The organism is Nostoc sp., assembly GCF_041747015.1.
GTDB lineage: Bacteria > Cyanobacteriota > Cyanobacteriia > Cyanobacteriales > Nostocaceae > Nostoc.
In genome coordinates this window covers 24,385-45,670 of the sequence record NZ_JBGTFY010000243.1, presented here as the reverse complement: position 1 = coordinate 45,670, position 21,286 = coordinate 24,385, and the positions used below count along the sequence as shown (strand labels likewise).

Below are 21,286 nucleotides of genomic sequence, written 5' to 3'. Positions count from 1 at the left end.
ATACTCAGCCTCACCGATTTCACGAGTAATACTTTTAGGCAGCGTTAGTTGATTTTTAGAAGTTAATTTGGCGAGCATGACTTGCCTCCTAGCCTTTGCTATCAAATGTAAGGATTCCTTACTTGAGTATATACATCTTACCTTACCGAAAAATTGGGTTTAAAGCCCCGTCGTTCTACGACGGCTTTGAATTAATTAGTGTAGCAATATACTATACTAATGATAGTGGAAAGGTAATTAACCACTTAAAAAACCTAGCTGTCGAAAGACAAAGCACTGAACCTTGATAATTGAACGGCAGTTGCTCTACTTGGGGAAACCCCAAGACCGCACTGCCTCATCTATGCGGTTCTACTGCATTATTCTAGTTTCCACCTAGCAGTAGGTAAAAGATTCATTGGGGCTAGACGACTCAGAATTTTGGAACAAATTGTTTCAAGTAAAACAGGACTTGCAGAAATGCAACTACCGAGGGGCACTCGGAAAGTTAACGCTTGGGGAGAATCCCACCTCTGGTCTAGATGACGCAAGGACTCTAGGTTAAGTGGTTTCGTTGAACCAAGAATCCCCGTCGATTTATCGCGGGGAGTGTCAATAAATCTAAAACCCAATCACCGAAACAGCTTTTCTGACAAACGTGTAATCCCTGACCCAAAGTATTGTAAGTCCGTTGGCGACGCGATGGCGATCGCACTTCATCAATTCCAATTTATCAATTGCGTAGGCGTAGCCCGTTGTAGACATCGCTACAACCCGTATGATAGCGTTGGCTGATAAAATCTGCTTATGATTGCCGCGCTATAACCATCATCAGGTATAATTCGCTCACGGCTTGGGAGCCAACGCCTCTATTCCCCTACCAATGCTAATGCAAGATTTATCACGCGGTCAGATAAATACATCCTCGCGCACGCGCAATTGTTCTAAAACTGGACGTGCAGCCGGAATTACCCCTCGAAGTTTTGCAGTAATAACGATGCCTAATGTTCCCCGTACCGGAATTCCCAAAGTTGCAGCACAACGACGGGCTGCTAAATCATCTAGAATTACTTCTGTACCTGGATTTACATAGCCCCAGGTTAGTACGGCGGCTCACCTAGACCCAAATCCCAGCTTTGAATAACGTTCGGGACAGGTGGTGTTTCTTGTACAACCAACCAATCAGTATTGTTGAGCGCAACTGCTGTTACATCTGCTGACCCATACGCCTAAATTTCTGTGGCTACAGCTGATGGAACAATAATTGATGATTCCATTAAGAGCAACAAATCAAGAAAGCCGCCCTTGGTCAAAAAAATTAGTGGGGATGTGTTGATAGCAGGGAGTTCAGCCACGGTTTAACTCGCGCTGCAAATCATCAAAATCAACAGCAAAGACATCCACTTGTTCACGGGCTAAGACGGCTAGAAAGTCTCGGCGGTTTAACCCAGCAACGTTGGCTGCTTTCTCCATTGAGATTTCCTGCTTCTGATACCAGTAGATAGCAGCAGCTTGGCGCATATCGCGCACAAATTCTTCTGGAGTCAGGCGACGGGCGCTAAATACTTCTTCTGGCAGGTTAATCGTGACTGACGACATAATTTATGTCCTAAATTGCTGCATTATGCTGCATTAATAATATCAACATTTCTCTATACATCTGTATACAAGGCGCTCCTGACTGCGGCGGGAGCTTTCTTGGGTGGTAGTGACAGCGATCGCTCTCCCCCGGTGCGCCTGTTGTGCTACCATCAACCACAAACTAAATAACACAGCATACCTTCATTTCAGATCGTAGTCAAACTTTTTTTGAGTAGCCGACAGAGACAGCATGGGTGGCAAATATATGAGGCTTGTAAGATGCGATCAGAAAGTGAAGTAATCTAATACTAAATCTATTCATTAATAGGCAAAGATTTAATATCCTTAATTAACTGAGAGTAAAGCTGCCAAATAGGATAAGTCCGGTTTGGATTGTCTATATCTAAGTTAATAATTTTGCAATGTAAAAGATACCAAGAAAGATACTTAAAATTTTGTTGTTGATAACTATTTAAAACCTTAAATTTATTATTAATAATCTCAGTATGATTAGGAATTTTGTCGCTATCTTTATAATCTAATCCTTGATGACTCTTTTGAAGCTGTTTTTCAACTTCCTGCTTGTAGTATTTGCCTTCACGCTTTATTTTTTGAATTAGCTCTCCATATAAACTCATTATTTTTTTAAACTGTTCTTCAAGGTCGCACTTGTACTTATTGTCTTCAAGCTTTATTTTTCTAATTAGCTCTCCATATAAAATCCTTATGTCATCTTTTTCAGAACGAGCAGTATCAGGTAAGTAATAGTAATATAAGTTTAAGAAATCGATAACATAAAATAAATTCCAATTTTGTTCATCATCTAACTGAGACATTAAAGATGTTATGTTTTCTTCTGTAAACAATGAGTGAAGCACATTTCCTATAAGATTTCCTATGGACTTAACTATTTGTAATGGATTTGGGGATTCTTCTCCGGTTGATGTGGATCTTGCACCGGGGATGGAAATCCCAGAATGATAAACAATATCACTATTACTCCCACTATCAACATTATGATTATGCGCCAAAGAGTTGGAATTGGCTGAGAGGGTATTTGGGCTTGTTCTGGCGGTAGTGTTGCGGATGAAGGTAATACTTCCGTTTTTTTTTCCGGTAATTCAACTACTACTTTTGCAGGTTCTTCTATATTAGTTGCAAAACCTCTCCAGACTCCAGCTTTGTGCAGAATAGTTCTTTTTTCTAAATTTTCTGTCACAACAATTAAAACGCCATCGTTTTTTGTTTCTTCATCCCAATTCACCCATTCTTTAGGTAGCGGAGAATTTCGGAGTTCTTCTGCCAATTTCTCTAAACTTTCAGACGATTTACTTTCTATTTGATATTTTTGATCGGATTCTATATCACTAAATTTATTGCTATCAACTGGTTCAATATGCTCGATATATTCGTTGACTTCTTTTAGATTGACTCGAAATTCTTCTAGTCCATAGAATTCTACTGATTTCTCAATCATTTCACTTAATGAGAAATCTTTCTGTAAAATATTCTGGATTGCACTATAAGCAATCTTTCGTAAGACTACTTCATTTTCTTCTATATCATCAGCTATCCAAACCATAGAATTGAAAAATTTTCGCCCCCGTCTAATAGAGCGTTGGGGTGATTCAATTCCTGTAATTTCTAATAAAAGCTTTTTATTATCTCTCAATATAAGTAGGGAGGGTTTAACTTCATCAATTAAATCGTTAACAATAGTTATTTGACCATTTTGTTCTCCTATAACTTGACGTTTGATCAAACTAGGAACTTCTACAGGCTGATCTTGTTCACTCTTGATCCTACGCCAGTGAATACCTGTCTGGCCTAGTGCTGAAGTTTTAACATAAATTTCAAACTTACTCATGACTCAACCATCCTTGTTACTCACTAAAAAATAGACTGGGGAAAATTTAACCATTTATGTCCTTGAACAACCGCAAAACCATCATTATTTTTACAGCCGATCGCAAATTTATATAATGCATTGTTGAATGCATTAATTTCTTCTTGAGTTGCCTGAACTTTGAGCGAAGTTGATTCAACATTTGATTGTATTTCTTGAAAATCAACTTGTTTTTGGTCAAATTGCCCTTTCGCTGTATAGTACGGTGATTCTCTATCATCAAAAATATTGAATATAGCTCTAGCTACCCACCACGTATTATTACGTTCATTTAAGAGTTTTTGTTTTTCATCAAATTCTCTTTTTGCATTGTCTAGCTTACTTTTATCCCTACCAAGCTCACTTTTAAGTGTTTCAAAATTCTGTTGTTCTTTTTTAAGAATTTCTTTTTTCTTTTCTAAGAAAACATTAATGAGAAACAATAAGATATATCGGAGAGGTTGATCACCATCTTTAGGTTCGTAGGGAGCATTAATAGGAGTTTTATGGTAGTAAAACTTAGTATATCCATCGTTATCAGTCTTGGCATAACTAAAAACTACGTTTCCAATAGTTTGGACTGGAGTTATTACTACAGCTACCTTATCAATTAAAGAATCTGATTTAAAAAAATCCAGCAATTCACTATATCCGATTTTGACATGGTATAGTAACCTCTCTGCATCTCTAGGCGTTTTAGTATAGGTTTCGCACTTGACGGGGGCTAAAATCACTAATCTAGGCGATTTTACATTAGTATAAGCATCTTTTAATAGTTGAGTAATGCGCTGAGAATCATTTTTTTCTTCATGCCATGTCCCGATTTCTGCATTATTTACCTTTCCCGTCTTTTTTTGCATAAGTGCAGTAGCATCAATAGGAATTACTACGGCATCACATTCATTTAACTGCGATTTAACATATTGTCTTTGTTCATCTGTCGCATTTGGATTAAAGTATTCGCCAGAGGGATCAGTGAACCTCAATTTCATAAACTTTTTTCCACTACTACCAAGCTCAAAGCTAAAACCTTGGTCATTCCAAGGGTTTTCTTTAGGCGCAGTAGAAGTAACTATATTTTCTAATTTTGCATCTATATTTCTCAAGACAGACTTACATTCTTGTATGGCGCGTAATATATTGTTATCATCTACCCAAGTTTGGAGATTAGCTCTCTCGAAAGTCTTGTGAAATTCTTCGTGCATGGCTGCTAAAAGACTGGTTTTACCCATTCCTGAAGGAGCAACCATAATGATTTTTAATTCTTCATTTCCATCTGTCATAATTTCTCCTTACTACTATTGAGTTAAATTAAAAGATTCAAGTTGATTAATTAGAGTAACTTGATTAACTGATTCCAGCCATTGTTTTCTTATCTCTCTATCCCTTTCTTTTTTTCCAAAAATGTCTGACCATATCTGTGGGCGAAGTCCCCTGAGAAAATTTTTCCATTCTTTTTGAATATCTTTTTGACGAATGATGTTATCAATAAATTCCTCTACCATTGCATGAGCCGCTTCATTCGGTTCACACAGTAATTCCTCTATGGCTGGTTTAATTGTATTAATTGCTTTATCATAATCAATTTCTAAAGCCGTTAAAATATCTTCAGCAGTTGTATCTTTAGAAACAGCAAGTGTTTTATCTTGTTGTTCCGAAATTCCTCCTGATTGACCCGTCATAGCACTAATATTAGTAAGTCCATCTAGGTGTTGGCGAATGCGTGGAAGAATTAACCCACGATATGATAATTGAAAGCCTGCTATGATTCTAAATCCGGCTTTTAGCTTTGGAAAACGCTCTGGTATGAGATCAGAGATTTCAGTAAAAAACTCCGAACCTTCGGTATTGCTTATGATGCCTAAATGACCTTTTTCTTTTAAAACATTAACAACCTGATTTTTAACTAACTCGACTGTCCGCTTGAGGTTTTCATCTAAAGATAAGAAACGATGAGAGATAAATACTCTCAGATCATCTTGATAATCAGGATAAGTTCTGAATGCACTACTAATCATAATTCGATCATTAATTTCTTGTAGAGCATTTTCTGATGATAAAATACCTTTATCTTGTTCACAATTTTCAATAGCAGCAATGACACCATTATATAACTCATCATTGGGAGTTTGACGCAGATACCACAGCTGCGTCCTAAGTCCTTGAAGTCCTAATGCAACCTCTTTCCACCACCCATTATCACTATCTCCGAATAAGTCGCTATACAGTTCTTCAGTTTCTTGAGAATCGTCTTCTACATTTTGATTGAAGATAGTTTTGGCTTTGTTTGATTCAGCATTTACGGCTTGATGAATTTCTAATAAACGTTCTTGAGAAGCAGAAGTGTATTGTTTATCAAGAACATTAATATTATTAGTTAAATAACCCAAAGCTTGATCTAAAAGTTGAGCAGTTTCTGTGTCCTTACTACAGTTAGCAATCAAACATTTTTCTACCTTAATATGTTTTTCTTCTACTGTATCTAATAAATCTTGGCAGTTTTTCAAATTATCGCCATTATTTGATTCAGTACTAGTTCTATTAAGTACCACAAATGACCATAAGTTAACTGGCAAATCTGCTAAAGCTGAACGAGCCATATCGTATAATTTAACATCTACATCTGCCCAATAATCCCCGGCAGATTTAGGCATTCTCACAAATAAAACAAAGTCAATATCTTTTCCTAATGCTTGAATTAACCTTTCTTCATCTCCAAGTCCCGTATCTCCTAAACCTGGCATATCTACTAAAGCAATTTTCCCAATATCAACATTCGGGAATTTGCAGGTAATTTTTACTTCTTTAACGGCTAAATAGTTAAATAAAATTCGTTCCCCATCAAGGGTGTCTTGAGAAACATATTCTCGAATCTGATGTTTCTGAATAATCAGAGGGGAAGTTTCTCTGAAGAGATGACGATATTTATCTAGGTGACTATGATATCGCTTTAAATGTTCATACATTGCCCCAGGTGCTGCATAACCAGGGATATCTTGAGGTAATGGTGGTAAAGGTTTATTGGCAAATTCTTCTAAAGTTATAGGTTTTACACCCAAACGAAGTTTTTGATAGTAAGGAGTAATCACTTCATCTAAAAACGATCGCTCCGTATGAAACCACACCTCTCCAGAAGTATCTACATTAGGGTTATGGTGAATTGTACTCCGAACTCCTGTACAATGTTGGCGATCGCCATCAGGAATTTCGGCTGCACTTAATCTGGTTAAACTTTGCAGGAGACGGCTTTTTCCTTGTCTAGCACGTCCCACGACACCTATATTAAGAGTATTGCGAGAAAAACGGTTTTTCAGCTTAGTTAAGGCTTCTAACTCAGAGGCAATAGTCAACTGAATGTTAGAAAAACTAATTTCTTCAAGTCTCCCAATAACATTCGGATCATCAACTTGTTTTAAAAGGTAATTACGGTACTCCTCCACTTGATGCAGAGATGTGGAAAGAGTTTTCAAGTTCCCCTCTACCAGTTGAATCCTCTGAGCAAGGGGTTTACGCTTCTCAATAATGCTAGTAATAAGTGTGGTTCTATCCATTGGATAACCTGATCAACGTGTTTACGTCTAAGTGTATTATAAAAATCTTGATTTTTCGTTAGTCCACGGAGGTAGACTTCTCTGCGAGACGCTACGCGTAGCTTGCTTCCCCAAAGGGGTACGTTTGTGTAGCGGTGAATTCTATTCGCCTAATATTTTGCTGAACAATGAGAGAATAACTAATAACCACAGCTACTTATGAACTTCCGCGATGAGTTTAAACTGCTGCTACGCGCCCGCTACCCTTTGATTTATATTCCCACCTACGAGGAGGAGCGGGTAGAAGCAGCTATCCGGGAAGAAGCAACCAACCAGGGTAATCGCCCGGTGTATACTTGGGATTTTGTCGATGGCTACCAGGGAAACCCCAATGATGCTGGGTTTGGGCGGCGTAACCCGTTGCAAGCTTTAGAATTTATCGAAAAATTACCAGCTTCCGCACCTGCGGTATTAATTCTCCGAGATTATCATCGCTTTTTAGATGATGTAGCGATCGCCCGCAAACTCCGCAATCTGTCCAGGCTTCTCAAATCGCAACCAAAAAATATTGTACTACTGTCGCCACGCATTGCCATCCCTGACGACTTAAGCGAAGTGCTGACAGTTGTCGAGTTCCCGTTACCCGCCGCCCCCGAAATTAAAACTGAGGTAGAACGCTTGCTACAAAGCACTAGTAATTCCCTTTCTGGCAAAGTTTTAGATGACTTGGTACGCTCTTGTCAAGGACTTTCAATGGAACGGATTCGCCGAGTTTTGGCAAAAGCGATCGCTACCCACGGTGAATTGCAACCAGAAGACGTGGATCTCGTTTTGGAAGAAAAGCGCCAAACTATCCGCCAAACCCAAATCTTGGACTTCTACCCCGCCACTGAGCAAATTTCTGATATTGGCGGACTCGATAACCTCAAAGACTGGCTGATTCGGCGGGGAGGCTCATTTACTGATAAGGCGCGACAGTACGGATTACCGCATCCCCGTGGTTTAATGTTGGTGGGTATTCAGGGAACTGGTAAATCTTTAACAGCAAAAGCGATCGCTCATCACTGGCATTTACCCCTGCTACGTCTGGATGTGGGAAGATTATTTGGTGGTCTAGTAGGTGAATCAGAATCTCGGACTCGCCAAATGATCCAAGTAGCTGAAGCCCTCGCTCCCTGTATTTTGTGGATTGATGAAATAGATAAAGCCTTCGCCGGAGTCGGTAGCAAAGGTGATGCAGGCACAGCCAGCCGGGTGTTTGGCACATTTATTAACTGGCTAGCTGAAAAAACCTCACCCGTTTTTGTCGTCGCCACCGCCAACGACATCCAAGCTTTACCGCCGGAAATGCTTCGTAAAGGGCGATTTGATGAAATTTTCTTTGTGGGTTTGCCCACTCAAGAAGAGAGAAAAGCAATTTATGATGTTCATTTATCCCGATTGCGCCCCCATAACTTGAAAAGTTATGACATCGACAGGTTAGCTTATGAAACGCCCGATTTTTCTGGGGCTGAGATTGAGCAAACTTTAATTGAAGCGATGCATATTGGATTTAGCCAAAACCGCGACTTTGCGACAGACGACGTTTTAGAAGCAGCCAGTCAGATCATACCCTTAGCACGAACTGCCGTAGAGCAAATTCAGCAACTTCAAGAATGGGCGGCGGCGGGGAGAGCGCGTTTGGCGTCGAAACACAGTCCTTTGAAGGATAGCTTTGACAAGCTACGCTAACGCATTCAGCGGCAGTTATAATAATAAATTAGTTAATAATTGCTAGTCAATAGTCAACGGTTAATCATGAATTACTATTGACTATTGACCACTGGTGATCAGGTTTTAAATATGTTGTCTAGGTTAACAAAATTTATACTTGGGTTTTTCTTAGCGATCGCTGTGTTAATCGGTGGCGGCGTTGCAGTTGCACTCTATTTCATAAATCGCACCGGCATACCCCCAGGTAAACCCGTTTTTGCCAATGATAGCCCCTCGGTAAAAGCCCAAGCTCCAAAAGCAACCCAGGCTAGAGGAGGCAAACCCACCCTTACACCTCCAAGCTCAACCTCCACTCCCACAGAATCACCTAAAGCTACCCCATCACCAAAACCATTACCATCGGGAGCTTACCGAGGGCGTGTGAGTTGGGCTGAAGGCTTAAGTTTGCGATCGCAACCAAACCAAGAAGCTGAACGTATTGGTGGGGTTGGTTTTGATCAAAAAATTATTGTTTTGTCAGAAAGCGAGGACAAAGCCTGGCAAAAGATCCGTTTGGAAGGTAGTGAACAAGAAGGTTGGGTGAAAGCAGGTAATACTGAAAAAGTTGCTGAATAATAGCTTAAAAAATCAGAGCAAATAGAAGAACCACAACATTTATAACAAACAGGAAGACAAGACCAAAAGTCAGACGTGTCTACTCAATAACTTTATCTGGAGATACATGAGATTTATTTTCCAGAAAACCGGAAGTATGTATCAAGGCATTAATTGGAAGCTCAATTTGAAAAGTAGTTTCTTGTCCCTTAGCAGAAATACATTTGAGCCTACCACCTATTTGTCTGCGTTGCTCATACTTGAAACCCAGATAGGTATAGCAAAAATTTTGTCAGGCAAATAAAAAACAAGCCTCCAAAGCTTTACGAAGCTTGTATATCTCATCTGGGGAAATTACTTGTAAAGAATCATACAGAAACTAAACATAACACAGAGAAAGTGGTATAATTTTCTGTAGCCATAACTTCAAAAAAGCAAGTGAAAACAGGGGTAGATAGCTACTTAACCAAGCTCGCCTTAGTCTACGAGGCATCCGAAAGCATCAAGGTTGTTGCTACCGTAGCTAATCTCAAATTTTTGAATTGGAGAAAGTTATCTAGCAGTGCGCCAATGCGTCTTTTGTCTGTGGCGCTGACTATGGGGTTTCTGAGTATTGCTGGGCAAGCTTTAGCACTTCAGAAAATAGGAAGTAGTGGGGCTGGAGTTAGCAGTAACCAGAGGTGTTTAAAAAAGTTAGGTTACTTTAACGGCCCGGTGAGTGGTAAGTTTGCTAACTTGACTCAGAATGCTGTGATCAAATTCCAGCAAGCCAATAGAATATCTGCTGATGGAGTTGTTGGTATTAGTACTCAACGAGCCTTGCAACGAGCCTGTGAAAGTAGAACTTCTAGTAGGAATACCAGTAGCGCATATCCGGTTATATCTCAAGGCAAAACTGGTGCAGCGGTGACAAGGTTGCAACAGCGTCTACGACAGTTAGGCTACTTTAATGCTAATCCCACTGGGAATTTTGGACGAATTACTAAAGATGCGGTAATTAGATTCCAGCGAAATTATCGCCTAACTGCTAACGGGATTGTGAATCGACAAACTTGGAACATACTACTAGGTTCCTCTCCGACTCCAGGTAGATCAAGTCTCTCTACTCAACAAGTGAGAGAACTACAAGTGCGTTTGCGGCAGCTAGGCTACTTTAATACTAATGCGACTGGGAATATTGGCCCACTAACTAGAGAAGCTGTGATCGGATTCCAGCGAAATTATCGACTACCTGTTGATGGCATCGCCAATGCCCAAGTCTTGCAGGCAGTACGTATAGCCTCAAATGGTGGATATCCTAATCAACAACCAGGCAGAAATTATCTGACTGTAGGCGATCAAGGAGAAAATGTCAGATTAGTTCAAGAGCGTTTGTTGCAGTTAAACTTTTCTAATACCAATCCTGATGGCTATTTCAACGACTACACCAGGCAATCTGTGATTGCATTCCAGCAATATTCTCGACTTAATTCTACTGGAAATGTAGATTTACAAACTTGGCAAGCATTAGGATTGAATAGCTCAACTATGGGCAATTCTGCTGAGACTAATCGTTATGTAGTACCTGTTACCAATGGCTATGTACCTGAAAATAATCCCTATGTATTACCTCCTACTAATGACTATCTAGCACCTAAGATTAATGGCAACACATTAGTTGCTAATAATCCTTACAGAGTAATAGTGCCAATTTCCAATAATGATACTCTGATTAAAGTGCAACAATATATACCCAATGCTATTACAGAACAATCCAATCTAGGGGATTATGTGAATGCTGGGGCATTTAGCGATCGCGCACAAGCAGAAAAGCTAACCAAAATGCTCCGCTCCTATGGTCTTGATGCCCGGATAAAATACAATTAATTCAACATGAAAAGGTAAAGAGCGATGTCTTAATTGAAGTGCGGAATGTGGGATATAAAATGAAATGAAAAGTACGCACTTAAAAGTGACGTACTTACCAAAAAGTTACTACTAGATTTAAGAAAGGCTACTTTTCTCAGAAATGCTTATCTTACAGCAGCAGGTATCTTTTGAGTTTTAGTAGTATCCGCTTTGCCATTCTCTGCCTTAATTTCTGCTACTTGCAGATGAGCTTCTAAGAACCAGAGTCGTTTGTCAATGGTGCGGGAAATTTCAGTGTAAAGGTCGGCTGTATCGAGGTCGTCTAATTCATCAGTTGTAGCGATCGCTTCTCGGATATGTTTAGCATAAAGTGCAAAGCGATCTGACAACGCTGTTACATGATCTTTGCCATCCAAAATATCTAAGGGATATTCTGGCAAGATCGAATTACTAGCAGCGGCGCGGGCTGTTCCAAAAGCGTATCCGCCTAAAGCTGTGATGCGTTCAGCTACCATATCGATGTACTCTTCTAATTCACCAGCAAGTTCATCAAATAATAGGTGTAGCTGGTAGAAGTCAGTTCCTTTAACATTCCAGTGCGCTTGCTTTGCTTGGGTTTTCAAATCCGAAGTGGCTGCCAAGCTTTGGTTAAGAAGTACCACAATTTGCACTCGCGCTTCGGCAGGAATGTCAATGCGGCTAGGAAACAAACGTGATGAGATGTTGTTGTCGTTCATGATTCTACGTTAGTACCTTTTACAATTAACTCTACAGATACTTGTGGGCTATGCGAAACTCTCTGACGACAGATGGAATTAACGATTGAATGTGTTAAGGTTTATGACTAGTAGGTTAGATACGATGGTTTTCTATGGTATTGAATGTACCACCGAAAAGCCGATTGCGAATTGCATCACTTTGTAAGAAGTCATGGGGAAAACCTAGCTCAATTTGACTCACTTCATTTAAACGTTGCAAATGTTCTGGTGAGAGGGTGACATTTAGAGAAGCTAAATTGTCTTGAAACTGAGTTAATTTACGTGCCCCAATAATCGGAATAATCACGCCACTTTGAGCGCGTAACCAAGCTAATGCTACCTGTGAAGGTGTATGTCCAATCTCTGCTGCAACTTGGCTAACTAATTGGGCGATGGCTAAATTTTTCTCAGAAATTTCTCCGCCAAAAGTTGCGAGTCGCCCTTGTTCGCCACCTTCTTGAGGAGGCTTGTTATACTTTCCTGTCAGCACACCGCCACCCAAAGGCGACCACGGTGTTACTGCTAAATCAAAAGCTTTTGCCATCGGTAGCAAGTCTCGTTCTGGTGTTCGCTGAATCAAACTATACTCAATTTGCAAGGCGACAAACTGCGTCCATCCTTGGTGTTGAGCGATGGTATTTGCTTGGGAAACGATCCAAGCAGGAGTATCAGAAATACCAATGTAAAGAACTTTACCTTGACGGACAAGATCATCAAGCGATACCTTCGGTGAGCTTCGCTAACGCAATACTTCTTCAATAGGTGTTGTGAAGTCCCAAGCGTGCAACCAGAATAAATCAATGTAATCGGTATTCAAACGTTTGAGGCTACCTTCTAAAGACTGGATTAAGTTTTTGCGATGGTTCCCACTACCATTAGGGTTGCCTTTCTGATCATTCATCCGCAAGGGAAAGGAATATTTGGTAGCAACTACAAAGCGTTCTCGTTCTTTAGCGATCAACTCACCAACAATTTTTTCACTGCTACCATCGGTATAACCGTTGGCAGTGTCAATAAAATTGCCACCTGCGTTTACATAAGTGTCAAAGATTTTACCGCTTTCGTCAATAGAAGCACCCCAACCCCAATCTTCACCAAAGGTCATGGTTCCTAAGCAGAGTTCAGACACTCTTAACCCACTTTTACCTAAAAGTTTGTATCTCATAAATATTTTCTCGCTAGTGAAAAATTAAGCAAATACCATCCCAAGGGCATAATAACTGGAAACTGGGAGCAATGTTTGACTTGATGTATCGACTTGCAACTTTGATGTATCGACTTGCAACTTTAATGTATTGACCTGCAACTTTAATGTATTGACTTGCAACTTTGATGTATTGACTTGCAACTTTGATGTAGCCTTTTTTTACTTTGTACTGCTTTAGTGAGGCAAGAGCGATGCCTGCGGCGGGCTATGCCTACGCAATTCGTGACTTTAGTGATGTGGACTTACGCAATAATTTTCTAAAACTTTTATTCCTTGATGTACTTTACAACGGCAATCGCTACAATAAGCTTACGTCAATTCAAAACAAGACCTATGACCTACACCTCGCCCAAACTATTTACCTTCGAGGAATTTATAGCCCAATATGGTGATAATTCACGTTACGAATTAATCGACGGACAACTAAGAGACATGGAACCTACAGGACTACACGAATCTGTTGCAGGTAGTATTGCTGGTAGAATCTATGTCGAAATTTTTAGTTCTAATTTAAACTGGCTAGTTCCAAAAAATTGTCTGATTAAACCACCTGCGGCTGTTGCCACAGCGCTGCATCCTGACGTAATTGTTTTAGATAAAGCAGAACTTAGTAAAGAACCGCTCTGGCAAAAAGAACCTATTATTTGTAACGGCAGTACAATCAAACTTGTTGCTGAAGTTGTGAGCAGTAATTGGCAAGATGATTATGCAAGAAAAGTTGAAGAATATGCTTTTCTTAACATCCTCGAATATTGGATTGTGGATTTTCGGGGCTTAGGTGGTTTGCAATTTATCGACAATCCCAAACAACCCACATTTACCGTTTGTCAGTTAGTTAACGGTGTGTAGCAGCAGCAACAATATCGCTTAAGAGATACTATTTCTTCTGATATCTTGCCAAATTTACAATTTAAACTCGACGACATCATACATATTTGACGATCGCCACAGGATCGGAAAGCAAGTGAATGAACTAGCGATCGCCACGGTTTTCTAAGCTAGAATACCAAAGTTATGTTTAGACACGTCTTACTTGTAATTGTAAAAGAGCTATTATTTCTATGAATTACTACGTAATCTATGACGGAAATTGTAATCTCTGCGTTACATTAGTGCGATCGCTAGAAACATTAGACCAAGGAAAGCTGTTTCGCTACGCACCCATGCAAGATCAGCAGACACTTTTACAGTGGGGAATTACAGCCCAAGACTGTGAACAGGGGATGATTTTAATTGATGGTAATGAACCCCAAAGACGTTGGCAAGGCAGTAACGCAGCAGAAGAAATTGGGCGGTTATTACCAGCAGGAAGCATATTTGTAGACGCTTATCGAGCATTACCGGGGATGAAGTGGGTAGGCGATCGCTTTTACGAACAAATCCGCGATAACCGCTACACCATCTTTGGCAAGCGTTCTAATACCTATCAATCTTCATACTGCGTGGATGGTAGCTGTAAAACAGGTAATGAGCAATTTTGAGCCTGAACTATCTATAGTATAAAATTTCTGTGCTATGAGAATCAAATCCTCGTTTTCGGCAGATTCCTACCATTTTTAAATTCAGCGCATAAAATATAGTTAACCCTTTAGGTTAACTATATTTTATAAAATTGTGATACAATGGATATTGTATTCGAGAACAGTAATTTTGAAGAAGAGTGCAATAACCAACGGCTTCTAGTAAAAAATCATGGTGCAGATAGAGCAAAACGTATCCGACTACGGCTAGATCATTTACGTTACTATGCCAACGTACTTGAAGATATGCGAAATCTTCAAGTACGTTGCCATGAATTGCTTTACGATCGGGCAGGTCAATTATCGCTCGATTTGGATCATCCATATCGGCTTATATTTGAGCCAGCAGATGAACCAATTCCTACCAAATTAGATGGTGGTATCGACTGGAGTCAAGTCACTGCCGTGAGAATAATCGGCGTGGAGAATACACATGGAAAGTAAGATCCAAAATCAGTATAATCCAGATTACGTTTCTCCTCCTGGGGATACCCTGCTGGAAGTTCTGGAAGAACGGGGGATGACCCAAGTAGAATTGGCAGAACGGACTGGAAGACCTAAAAAAACAATTAACGAAATTATTAATGGTAAAGCAGCAATTACCCCTGAAACTGCATTACAGCTAGAACTGGTATTTAATATCCCAGCTAGTTTTTGGAACAATCACGAACGACGATACCGAGAATTTTTAGCGCAACAGGAAGAAAAAGAGCGTTTAGAAAAGCAAGTAGCATGGCTTAAAGAAATTCCTGTTACAGCCATGATTAAGTTTGGCTGGATTCGCCGCTATCGGGACAAAGTTGAGCAGATGCGGGAGGTGCTAAATTTTTTCGCCGTCGCCTCCCCTGAAAATTGGGAGGGAATATGGTTGAACACTCATATAAATTTTCGTAAATCTCAAGCATTTCAAAGTGACCCTGGTGCTATTACCGCTTGGCTGCGTCGAGGAGAAATTGAAGCATCTAAGATTACTTGTACTCCCTATAATGCCAATAAGTTTCGGGAAACACTGCAAAAAATCCGCGCTTTAACTGTAGAAGCACCAGAAATTTTTCAGCTAAAAGTGGAGCATCTGTGTGCAGAAGCTGGGGTTGCTGTAGTTTTTGTACCACAACTTCCTAAAACGCGAACCAGTGGAGCAACTCATTGGTTGAATTCTGACAAAGCGCTGATTCAACTCAGTCTGCGCTACAAGACTGATGACCATTTATGGTTTACTTTCTTCCATGAAGCTGGTCACATTTTACTGCATGGTAAACGTGATTTCTTTCTTGAGGGTACAGATGTTGCATCTGTCAATGATCAAGAAAAGGAAGAAGAAGCAAACAAATTCGCTGCGGATATACTCATCCCCCCTGCCGAGTTGAAAGCATTTCTGGCATCAGTTCAACAATTCAGTAAAGAAAATATTATCCAGTTTGCTGCTGAAATCGGTATTGCACCGGGGATTTTAGTTGGTAGACTTCAGCATGATAATTTTTTACCGCCTAGTCACTGCAATGACCTCAAACAAAAGCTTGAGTGGGCGTTAGATGATGAATAGCTAATTAGACAGAATTTGTTTTTGTCAAAAATCCGCCTCCAGGTGCTAGCTAAGAGTCTGCTAGACCAACCATTATGCTATCTGGCGTGTTTGTAAACATTGTGCAATCAATGACATTTGCGAACGCGCCAGAATTCGGCACAACATAGAACCTGATGGGAGGATACTGCGTGAGAATTGGTGCTAACTACTTGGGTGACGGAGAGTGTGAATTTACAGTTTGGTCGCCGCTACTAGATAGCGTCACGGTAAAAATTTTAACTCCAGAACAGCAGCTAATTCCCCTCAAGCCTCAGTCTGAGGGATACTGGCAGACAAAAGTAAGCGATGTGTATCCAGGTACGCTTTATCGGTATGTCTTGAATGGTCAAGACGCTTTTGCCGATCCGGCGTCGCAGTATCAACCTGAAGGGGTGCATGGGCCGTCTCAAATTGTCGATCAACAGTTTGAGTGGACTGATGAAGCCTGGGCTGGCATTTCTTTGGAGTCGATGATTTTCTACGAACTCCATGTTGGCACATTCACGCCGGAAGGAAGTTTTACCGCAATTATTCCCCGTTTACCGGAACTCAGGGAACTAGGAATTAACGCCATTGAAATTATGCCCATCTCTCAGTTTCCGGGAGATACTCATATTGAAGCCTCTTTGACATATCGCAACTGGGGCTATGATGGCGTTTACCCGTTTGCTGTCCAAAATTCCTACGGTAGCCCAGCCGAACTAAAACAACTGGTGAATGCTTGCCACCAACACGACATTGCTGTTGTATTGGATGTGGTGTATAACCACTTTGGGCCAGAAGGCAACTATATGAATCAGTTCGCGCCCTACTTTACTAAAAGCTATAAAACGCCGTGGGGCGATGCGATGAATTTCGACAATGCCCATAGTCAGGGCGTGCGAAACTATTTCATCGAAAATGCGCTTTACTGGTTGCGCGAGTTCCACATTGATGCATTGCGGCTGGATGCTATTCAGGCAATTTACGACTTGGGCGCGAAGCATTTTTTATGGGAACTGGCCCAAGCGGTTCATAATTTATCACAACCAGGGCAAACATGGAAACGCCATCTAATTGCGGAAAGTGACCTAAATAATCCGCAAATAATTCGTCCAGCAGAATTGGGTGGGTATGGAATCGATGCTCAGTGGAGTGATGATTTTCATCATGCATTACACGGACTTTTAACAGGCGATCGCCAAGGATATTATCAGGATTTTGGGCAATGTGCTGATCTGGCAAAAGCTTATAATGATACTTTTATTTACGATTGGAAATATTCGCCCGATCGCAAACGATTTCATGGTATATCTTGCCGCGATCGCCCGCCATCACAGTTTTCTGTCTGCATCCAGAATCACGATCAAATCGGCAATCAAATGAAAGGCGAACGCCTCAGCCAACGGATCTCTTTTGAGGGATTAAAGTTAGCTGCTGGTGCTGTGCTGCTGTCGCCCAATTTACCCCTGTTATTCATGGGAGAAGAATATGGAGAAACAGCACCCTTTATTTACTTTGTTAGTCACTCCGATCCCGATTTAATTCAAGCTGTTCGAGCCGGACGTAAACAAGAATTTGAAGCATTTCACTATGCAGATGATCCCCCAGATCCCGAATCGGCAGAAACTTTTCTGCGTTCTAAACTCAATTGGCAATTACGCAATAACGGCAACCACAAAGTTCTGTGGGATTGGTATCGCCAGTTAATTAATTTACGCAAGACGCATCCAGCACTTTTGAAACAAGACCGCAACTTCATTCAAGCCACTAGCGATGAAGAGAAGCAGTTGGTCGTTGTGCGTCGTTGGTGCGAATCGAGCGAACTAGTATTTGTGATGAATTTTAATTCGTCTCCAGTCACAGTGACTCTGCCAATTGAGCGTAATGCTCATAAACTATTAGATTCAGCAGATACCTCATGGTCTGGGACTGGTTCTGAAACTGCTGAATATTTATCTGCCGGACAAGAACTGAGAATAAAAGCTACTAGTATAGTCCTGTACGAAGGGGGATGAGGGGGAAAGTTAGAACTTGAAGTTTTGGCGTTGCTGATTGAAAATGCGAATTTGCCGGGCTACGCCCCGCTAACGCTAACACGCAGAGGCGCAGAGAGTAAGAGTTGAAAATAGTTGAATTCTATATCCAAATTCAGCAACGCCAAAGTTTTAAGCTCAAAGGTGCAACTTTTACCCTCAGAGGCTCAAACTCCCCACTTCCGACTCTCCATTACCCGCTAGAAACAACAAACTCATGCGAATTCCTACCGCCACCTATCGAATTCAGTTTACACCTCAGTTTGGCTTTGACAATGCTAGAGCGATCGCTGCTTATTTAGCAGATTTAGGCATTTCCGATTTATATGCTTCTCCTATTTTCAAAGCCCGTTCTGGGAGTACGCATGGCTACGATATAGTAGACGCTACTCAACTAAACCCAGAATTAGGAACTAACGAATCCTTTGATGCTTTAGTCAGCGAAATTCAATCCCTTGGTATGGGTTGGTTACAAGATATTGTGCCAAACCACATGGCCTATACCAGCGAAAACGATTATTTAATGGATGTATTAGAACACGGGCCAGATTCAACTTATACCGATTACTTCGACCTTTCTTGGAATGCTCCCTTTGGCGATCGCCAAGAGCGAGTTTTGGCTCCGTTGCTAGGAGATTTCTATGGTGCATCTCTCGAAAACGGACATATTCAGCTGCAATATGAACAGAACGGTTTAACCGTAAATTATTACAGCTTGAAATTGCCACTGCGGTTAGAATCTTACACAAAATTTATCACTTCTAATTTGGGTAAACTCACCCGGACACTGGGACGCAATCACCCCGATTTTATTAAGCTATTGGGGATTTTGTATATTCTCAAAAGTGTGCCTTCAGAGGTTGCAGGAAAACAGCGACAAGACCAAATCGCATTTATTAAAGGATTGATTTGGGAACTCTACACCACAAACGATGCCATCCGCGAGTTCATTGACGAAAATCTCCAAACTTTCAACGGAGAAGCAGGTAATTCAGATAGTTTTAATCTGCTAGATGACTTACTGAACGATCAGTTTTACCGTCTCGCCTTCTGGAAAGTTGGGGCGGAGGAAATGAACTACCGCCGTTTCTTTACTGTCAACGAACTGATCTCGGTGAAAGTTGAAGAACTGCGGGTTTTTAATAACACCCATAGCCTGATTCAAAAGCTGGTTGAGGAGGGCAAATTTACAGGTTTACGGATTGACCATATTGATGGGCTTTATAACCCAATTCAGTATCTAGAAAGGCTACGAGAAAAGACGGGAGATGTTTATATCACCGTTGAGAAAATTTTGGAAATCACCGAAGACTTGCCGGAAGATTGGGCAATTGAAGGAACATCGGGATATGACTTTTTAAACTATGTAAATGGCGTATTTTGTCTAACCAAAAATCAATCGCAGTTCGATAAAATTTACCATAACTTTATTGGTTCAAGAGTAGACTATGCCTCAGTAGTAAAGGAGAAAAAACACCTGATATTAGAAAAGAATTTGGCAGGTGATATTGACAATCTGGCTCTTTTGTTAAAGAATATTTCTAGCAAATATCGCTATGGCAATGATTTTACACTGAATGGACTAAAAAGAGCGATCGCTGAAGTTTTAACTCTGTTCCCGATATACCGCACCTATATTACCCCCGATGGAATTGGAGATAGCGATCGCGCTACCATTCAAAAAGTAATTAATCAAGCCAAAGAACAAGCGCCCCTATTGCAGCACGAATTAACCTTTATTGAAAAGTTAATGCTGCTAGAGTTTGATAATTCTCTAACTCAAACAGAACGCGATCAGTGGATATATTTCGTCTTGCGAATGCAGCAATACAGTGGGCCGCTAATGGCGAAAGGCGTAGAAGACACCACGCTATACGTTTATAATCGGTTGCTATCGCTGAATGAAGTGGGAGGAAATCCCGGTCATTTTGGCATCTCTGTAACTGACTTCCACAGTTTTAACCAAAAGCACCAAGCAACATGGCCTCACACAATGAACACCACAGCTACCCACGATACCAAGCGCGGTGAAGATGTCCGGGCTAGGTTGAATGTGCTATCAGAAATTCCCGATGAGTGGGAGCAACAGGTAAATACTTGGAGTACCATGAATCAAGGAAATCGTAGCGATCGTCATGGGTTTGCTATGCCCGATCGCAACGATGAGTATTTTCTCTATCAAACCCTGGTAGGGGCATTTCCCTTTGCAGAACATGAACATGAGTCCTTTGTAGAACGGGTAAAAGACTATATAATTAAGGCAATTCGAGAAGCGAAAGTCCATACAGCGTGGTTGCGGCCTGATAGCGAGTATGAAAAGGCGTGTACTTCTTTTATTGAGAAAGTACTTGATCCTGCCATCTCAGGGGAATTCTTAGAAGCCTTTCGTCCCTTTCAACAGCGAATTGCAGACTATGGTATATTCAATTCCCTTTCCCAAACTCTACTAAAGATGACTGCGCCAGGTGTACCCGATTTATACCAAGGAACGGAACTTTGGGAACTAAGTTTAGTAGATCCAGACAATCGCCGTCCCGTGGATTTTGAACAGCGACGTACTTACTTAAACACCATCCGCGAGCAAGTAAAAACAGATATTCTCGGACTGATTCAGGAGTTACTGAACGACAAAACCGACGGCAGAATCAAACTGTTTTTGACGGCTCAATTACTCCAAGCCAGAACAAACTACGTCTCATTATTTCAGGACGGCGACTATCTGCCGTTAGAGGTTCAGGGAACCTACGCCAATCACATTATCGCCTTTGCGCGCCGGGAGGGAAATCAAACAGCGATTGCGATCGCGCCTCGCTTCTTAACTAGCCTCATTCAGCCTGAAGACGATCCTTTGGGCGAGTCAGTTTGGCAAGATACACACCTGCAATTACCTCCTGGAACCTGGAAAAACGTCCTAACTCAGCAACCCTTACAGACTACAGGAACATTATCTATCGCATCCGCCCTCAATCATTTTCCAGTTGCTCTATTAATTAGTAGTGCTGAGTAAAAAGATAAATCTTTCTCACGCACAGACGCAGAGGCGCAGAGAGAACGCCGAAAAAACTCTGCGTTCCTCTGCGGTTCCCTTTGCG

The 21,286-nt window shown here is 41.0% G+C and carries 17 protein-coding genes and 2 pseudogenes; 10 read left to right on the top strand and 9 right to left on the bottom strand.

The genetic code is table 11. The features are described 5' to 3' along the window. Window positions 1-600: 600 nt before the first annotated feature. The 3 genes from ACEW80_RS19830 to ACEW80_RS19820 form a co-directional block, all read right to left on the bottom strand. The gene (locus ACEW80_RS19830; RefSeq protein ID WP_373528232.1) at window positions 601-744 is read right to left on the bottom strand and encodes a hypothetical protein; all 144 of its coding nucleotides are present in this window, start codon (window positions 742-744) and stop codon (window positions 601-603) included. A gap of 144 nt (window positions 745-888) precedes the next feature. Beyond that, window positions 889-1,008: a DUF3368 domain-containing protein gene (locus ACEW80_RS19825; protein ID WP_373528231.1), complete on the bottom strand. Its 120-nt coding sequence runs from the start codon at window positions 1,006-1,008 to the stop codon at window positions 889-891. A 318-nt stretch (window positions 1,009-1,326) separates the two neighbouring features. Then, window positions 1,327-1,578: a UPF0175 family protein gene (locus ACEW80_RS19820; protein ID WP_373528230.1), complete on the bottom strand. Its 252-nt coding sequence runs from the start codon at window positions 1,576-1,578 to the stop codon at window positions 1,327-1,329. Window positions 1,579-1,593: 15 nt separating this feature from the next. On the opposite strand from ACEW80_RS19820, the gene ACEW80_RS19815 reads away from it, so the two are divergent. After that, on the top strand, window positions 1,594-1,749 hold the full coding sequence (locus ACEW80_RS19815) for a hypothetical protein (RefSeq protein ID WP_373528229.1): 156 nt from the start codon (window positions 1,594-1,596) through the stop codon (window positions 1,747-1,749). A gap of 125 nt (window positions 1,750-1,874) precedes the next feature. On the opposite strand, the gene ACEW80_RS19810 is transcribed toward ACEW80_RS19815, so the two are convergent. The 4 genes from ACEW80_RS19810 to ACEW80_RS19795 form a co-directional block, all read right to left on the bottom strand. Beyond that, a complete protein-coding gene (locus ACEW80_RS19810) occupies window positions 1,875-2,396 on the bottom strand; it encodes a hypothetical protein (protein ID WP_373528228.1) in 522 nt (173 codons plus the stop codon). Between the two features lie 71 nt (window positions 2,397-2,467). Next, window positions 2,468-3,427, bottom strand: coding sequence for a hypothetical protein (locus ACEW80_RS19805; RefSeq protein WP_373528227.1), 960 nt, complete (start codon window positions 3,425-3,427; stop codon window positions 2,468-2,470). Window positions 3,428-3,450: 23 nt separating this feature from the next. Beyond that, window positions 3,451-4,728, bottom strand: a complete 1,278-nt coding sequence (locus ACEW80_RS19800; protein WP_373528226.1) for a hypothetical protein — start codon at window positions 4,726-4,728, stop codon at window positions 3,451-3,453. Window positions 4,729-4,743: 15 nt separating this feature from the next. Continuing rightward, complete coding sequence (locus ACEW80_RS19795; protein ID WP_373528225.1) at window positions 4,744-6,996, bottom strand: hypothetical protein; 2,253 nt, start codon at window positions 6,994-6,996, stop codon at window positions 4,744-4,746. Window positions 6,997-7,194: 198 nt separating this feature from the next. On the opposite strand from ACEW80_RS19795, the gene ACEW80_RS19790 reads away from it, so the two are divergent. The 3 genes from ACEW80_RS19790 to ACEW80_RS19780 all read left to right on the top strand — a co-directional run bounded on the left by ACEW80_RS19790 (window position 7,195) and on the right by ACEW80_RS19780 (window position 11,148). Continuing rightward, the gene (locus ACEW80_RS19790) at window positions 7,195-8,706 is read left to right on the top strand and encodes an AAA family ATPase (RefSeq protein ID WP_373528224.1); all 1,512 of its coding nucleotides are present in this window, start codon (window positions 7,195-7,197) and stop codon (window positions 8,704-8,706) included. 111 nt (window positions 8,707-8,817) lie between these two features. Beyond that, window positions 8,818-9,303, top strand: a complete 486-nt coding sequence (locus tag ACEW80_RS19785; RefSeq protein ID WP_373528223.1) for an SH3 domain-containing protein — start codon at window positions 8,818-8,820, stop codon at window positions 9,301-9,303. A gap of 417 nt (window positions 9,304-9,720) precedes the next feature. Further along, the gene (locus ACEW80_RS19780) at window positions 9,721-11,148 is read left to right on the top strand and encodes a peptidoglycan-binding protein (RefSeq protein WP_373528222.1); all 1,428 of its coding nucleotides are present in this window, start codon (window positions 9,721-9,723) and stop codon (window positions 11,146-11,148) included. A gap of 146 nt (window positions 11,149-11,294) precedes the next feature. Here ACEW80_RS19780 and dps read toward each other — a convergent pair whose 3' ends face one another. Together dps and ACEW80_RS19770 are read right to left on the bottom strand one after the other, a co-directional pair. Beyond that, on the bottom strand, window positions 11,295-11,867 hold the full coding sequence (gene dps / locus ACEW80_RS19775) for a DNA starvation/stationary phase protection protein Dps (protein WP_373528221.1): 573 nt from the start codon (window positions 11,865-11,867) through the stop codon (window positions 11,295-11,297). A gap of 115 nt (window positions 11,868-11,982) precedes the next feature. Further along, window positions 11,983-13,053: pseudogene (locus tag ACEW80_RS19770) on the bottom strand (aldo/keto reductase). 375 nt (window positions 13,054-13,428) lie between these two features. Here ACEW80_RS19770 and ACEW80_RS19765 point away from each other — a divergent pair. The 6 genes and pseudogenes from ACEW80_RS19765 (at window position 13,429) to treY (ending at window position 21,201) form a co-directional block, all read left to right on the top strand. Then, window positions 13,429-14,034 (top strand): annotated as a pseudogene (locus tag ACEW80_RS19765) (Uma2 family endonuclease). Window positions 14,035-14,156: 122 nt separating this feature from the next. After that, a complete protein-coding gene (locus ACEW80_RS19760; protein WP_373528220.1) occupies window positions 14,157-14,576 on the top strand; it encodes a thiol-disulfide oxidoreductase DCC family protein in 420 nt (139 codons plus the stop codon). A gap of 141 nt (window positions 14,577-14,717) precedes the next feature. After that, window positions 14,718-15,059: a type II toxin-antitoxin system RelE/ParE family toxin gene (locus ACEW80_RS19755; protein ID WP_373528219.1), complete on the top strand. Its 342-nt coding sequence runs from the start codon at window positions 14,718-14,720 to the stop codon at window positions 15,057-15,059. Further along, window positions 15,049-16,158: a helix-turn-helix domain-containing protein gene (locus ACEW80_RS19750; protein ID WP_373528218.1), complete on the top strand. Its 1,110-nt coding sequence runs from the start codon at window positions 15,049-15,051 to the stop codon at window positions 16,156-16,158. The genes ACEW80_RS19755 and ACEW80_RS19750 overlap by 11 nt, the downstream gene beginning before the upstream one ends. A 170-nt stretch (window positions 16,159-16,328) precedes the next feature. Next, window positions 16,329-18,176: a malto-oligosyltrehalose trehalohydrolase gene (gene treZ, locus ACEW80_RS19745; RefSeq protein ID WP_373528217.1), complete on the top strand. Its 1,848-nt coding sequence runs from the start codon at window positions 16,329-16,331 to the stop codon at window positions 18,174-18,176. Between the two features lie 235 nt (window positions 18,177-18,411). Then, window positions 18,412-21,201: a malto-oligosyltrehalose synthase gene (gene treY / locus ACEW80_RS19740; RefSeq protein WP_373528216.1), complete on the top strand. Its 2,790-nt coding sequence runs from the start codon at window positions 18,412-18,414 to the stop codon at window positions 21,199-21,201. The last annotated feature ends 85 nt before the right edge of the window (window positions 21,202-21,286 follow it).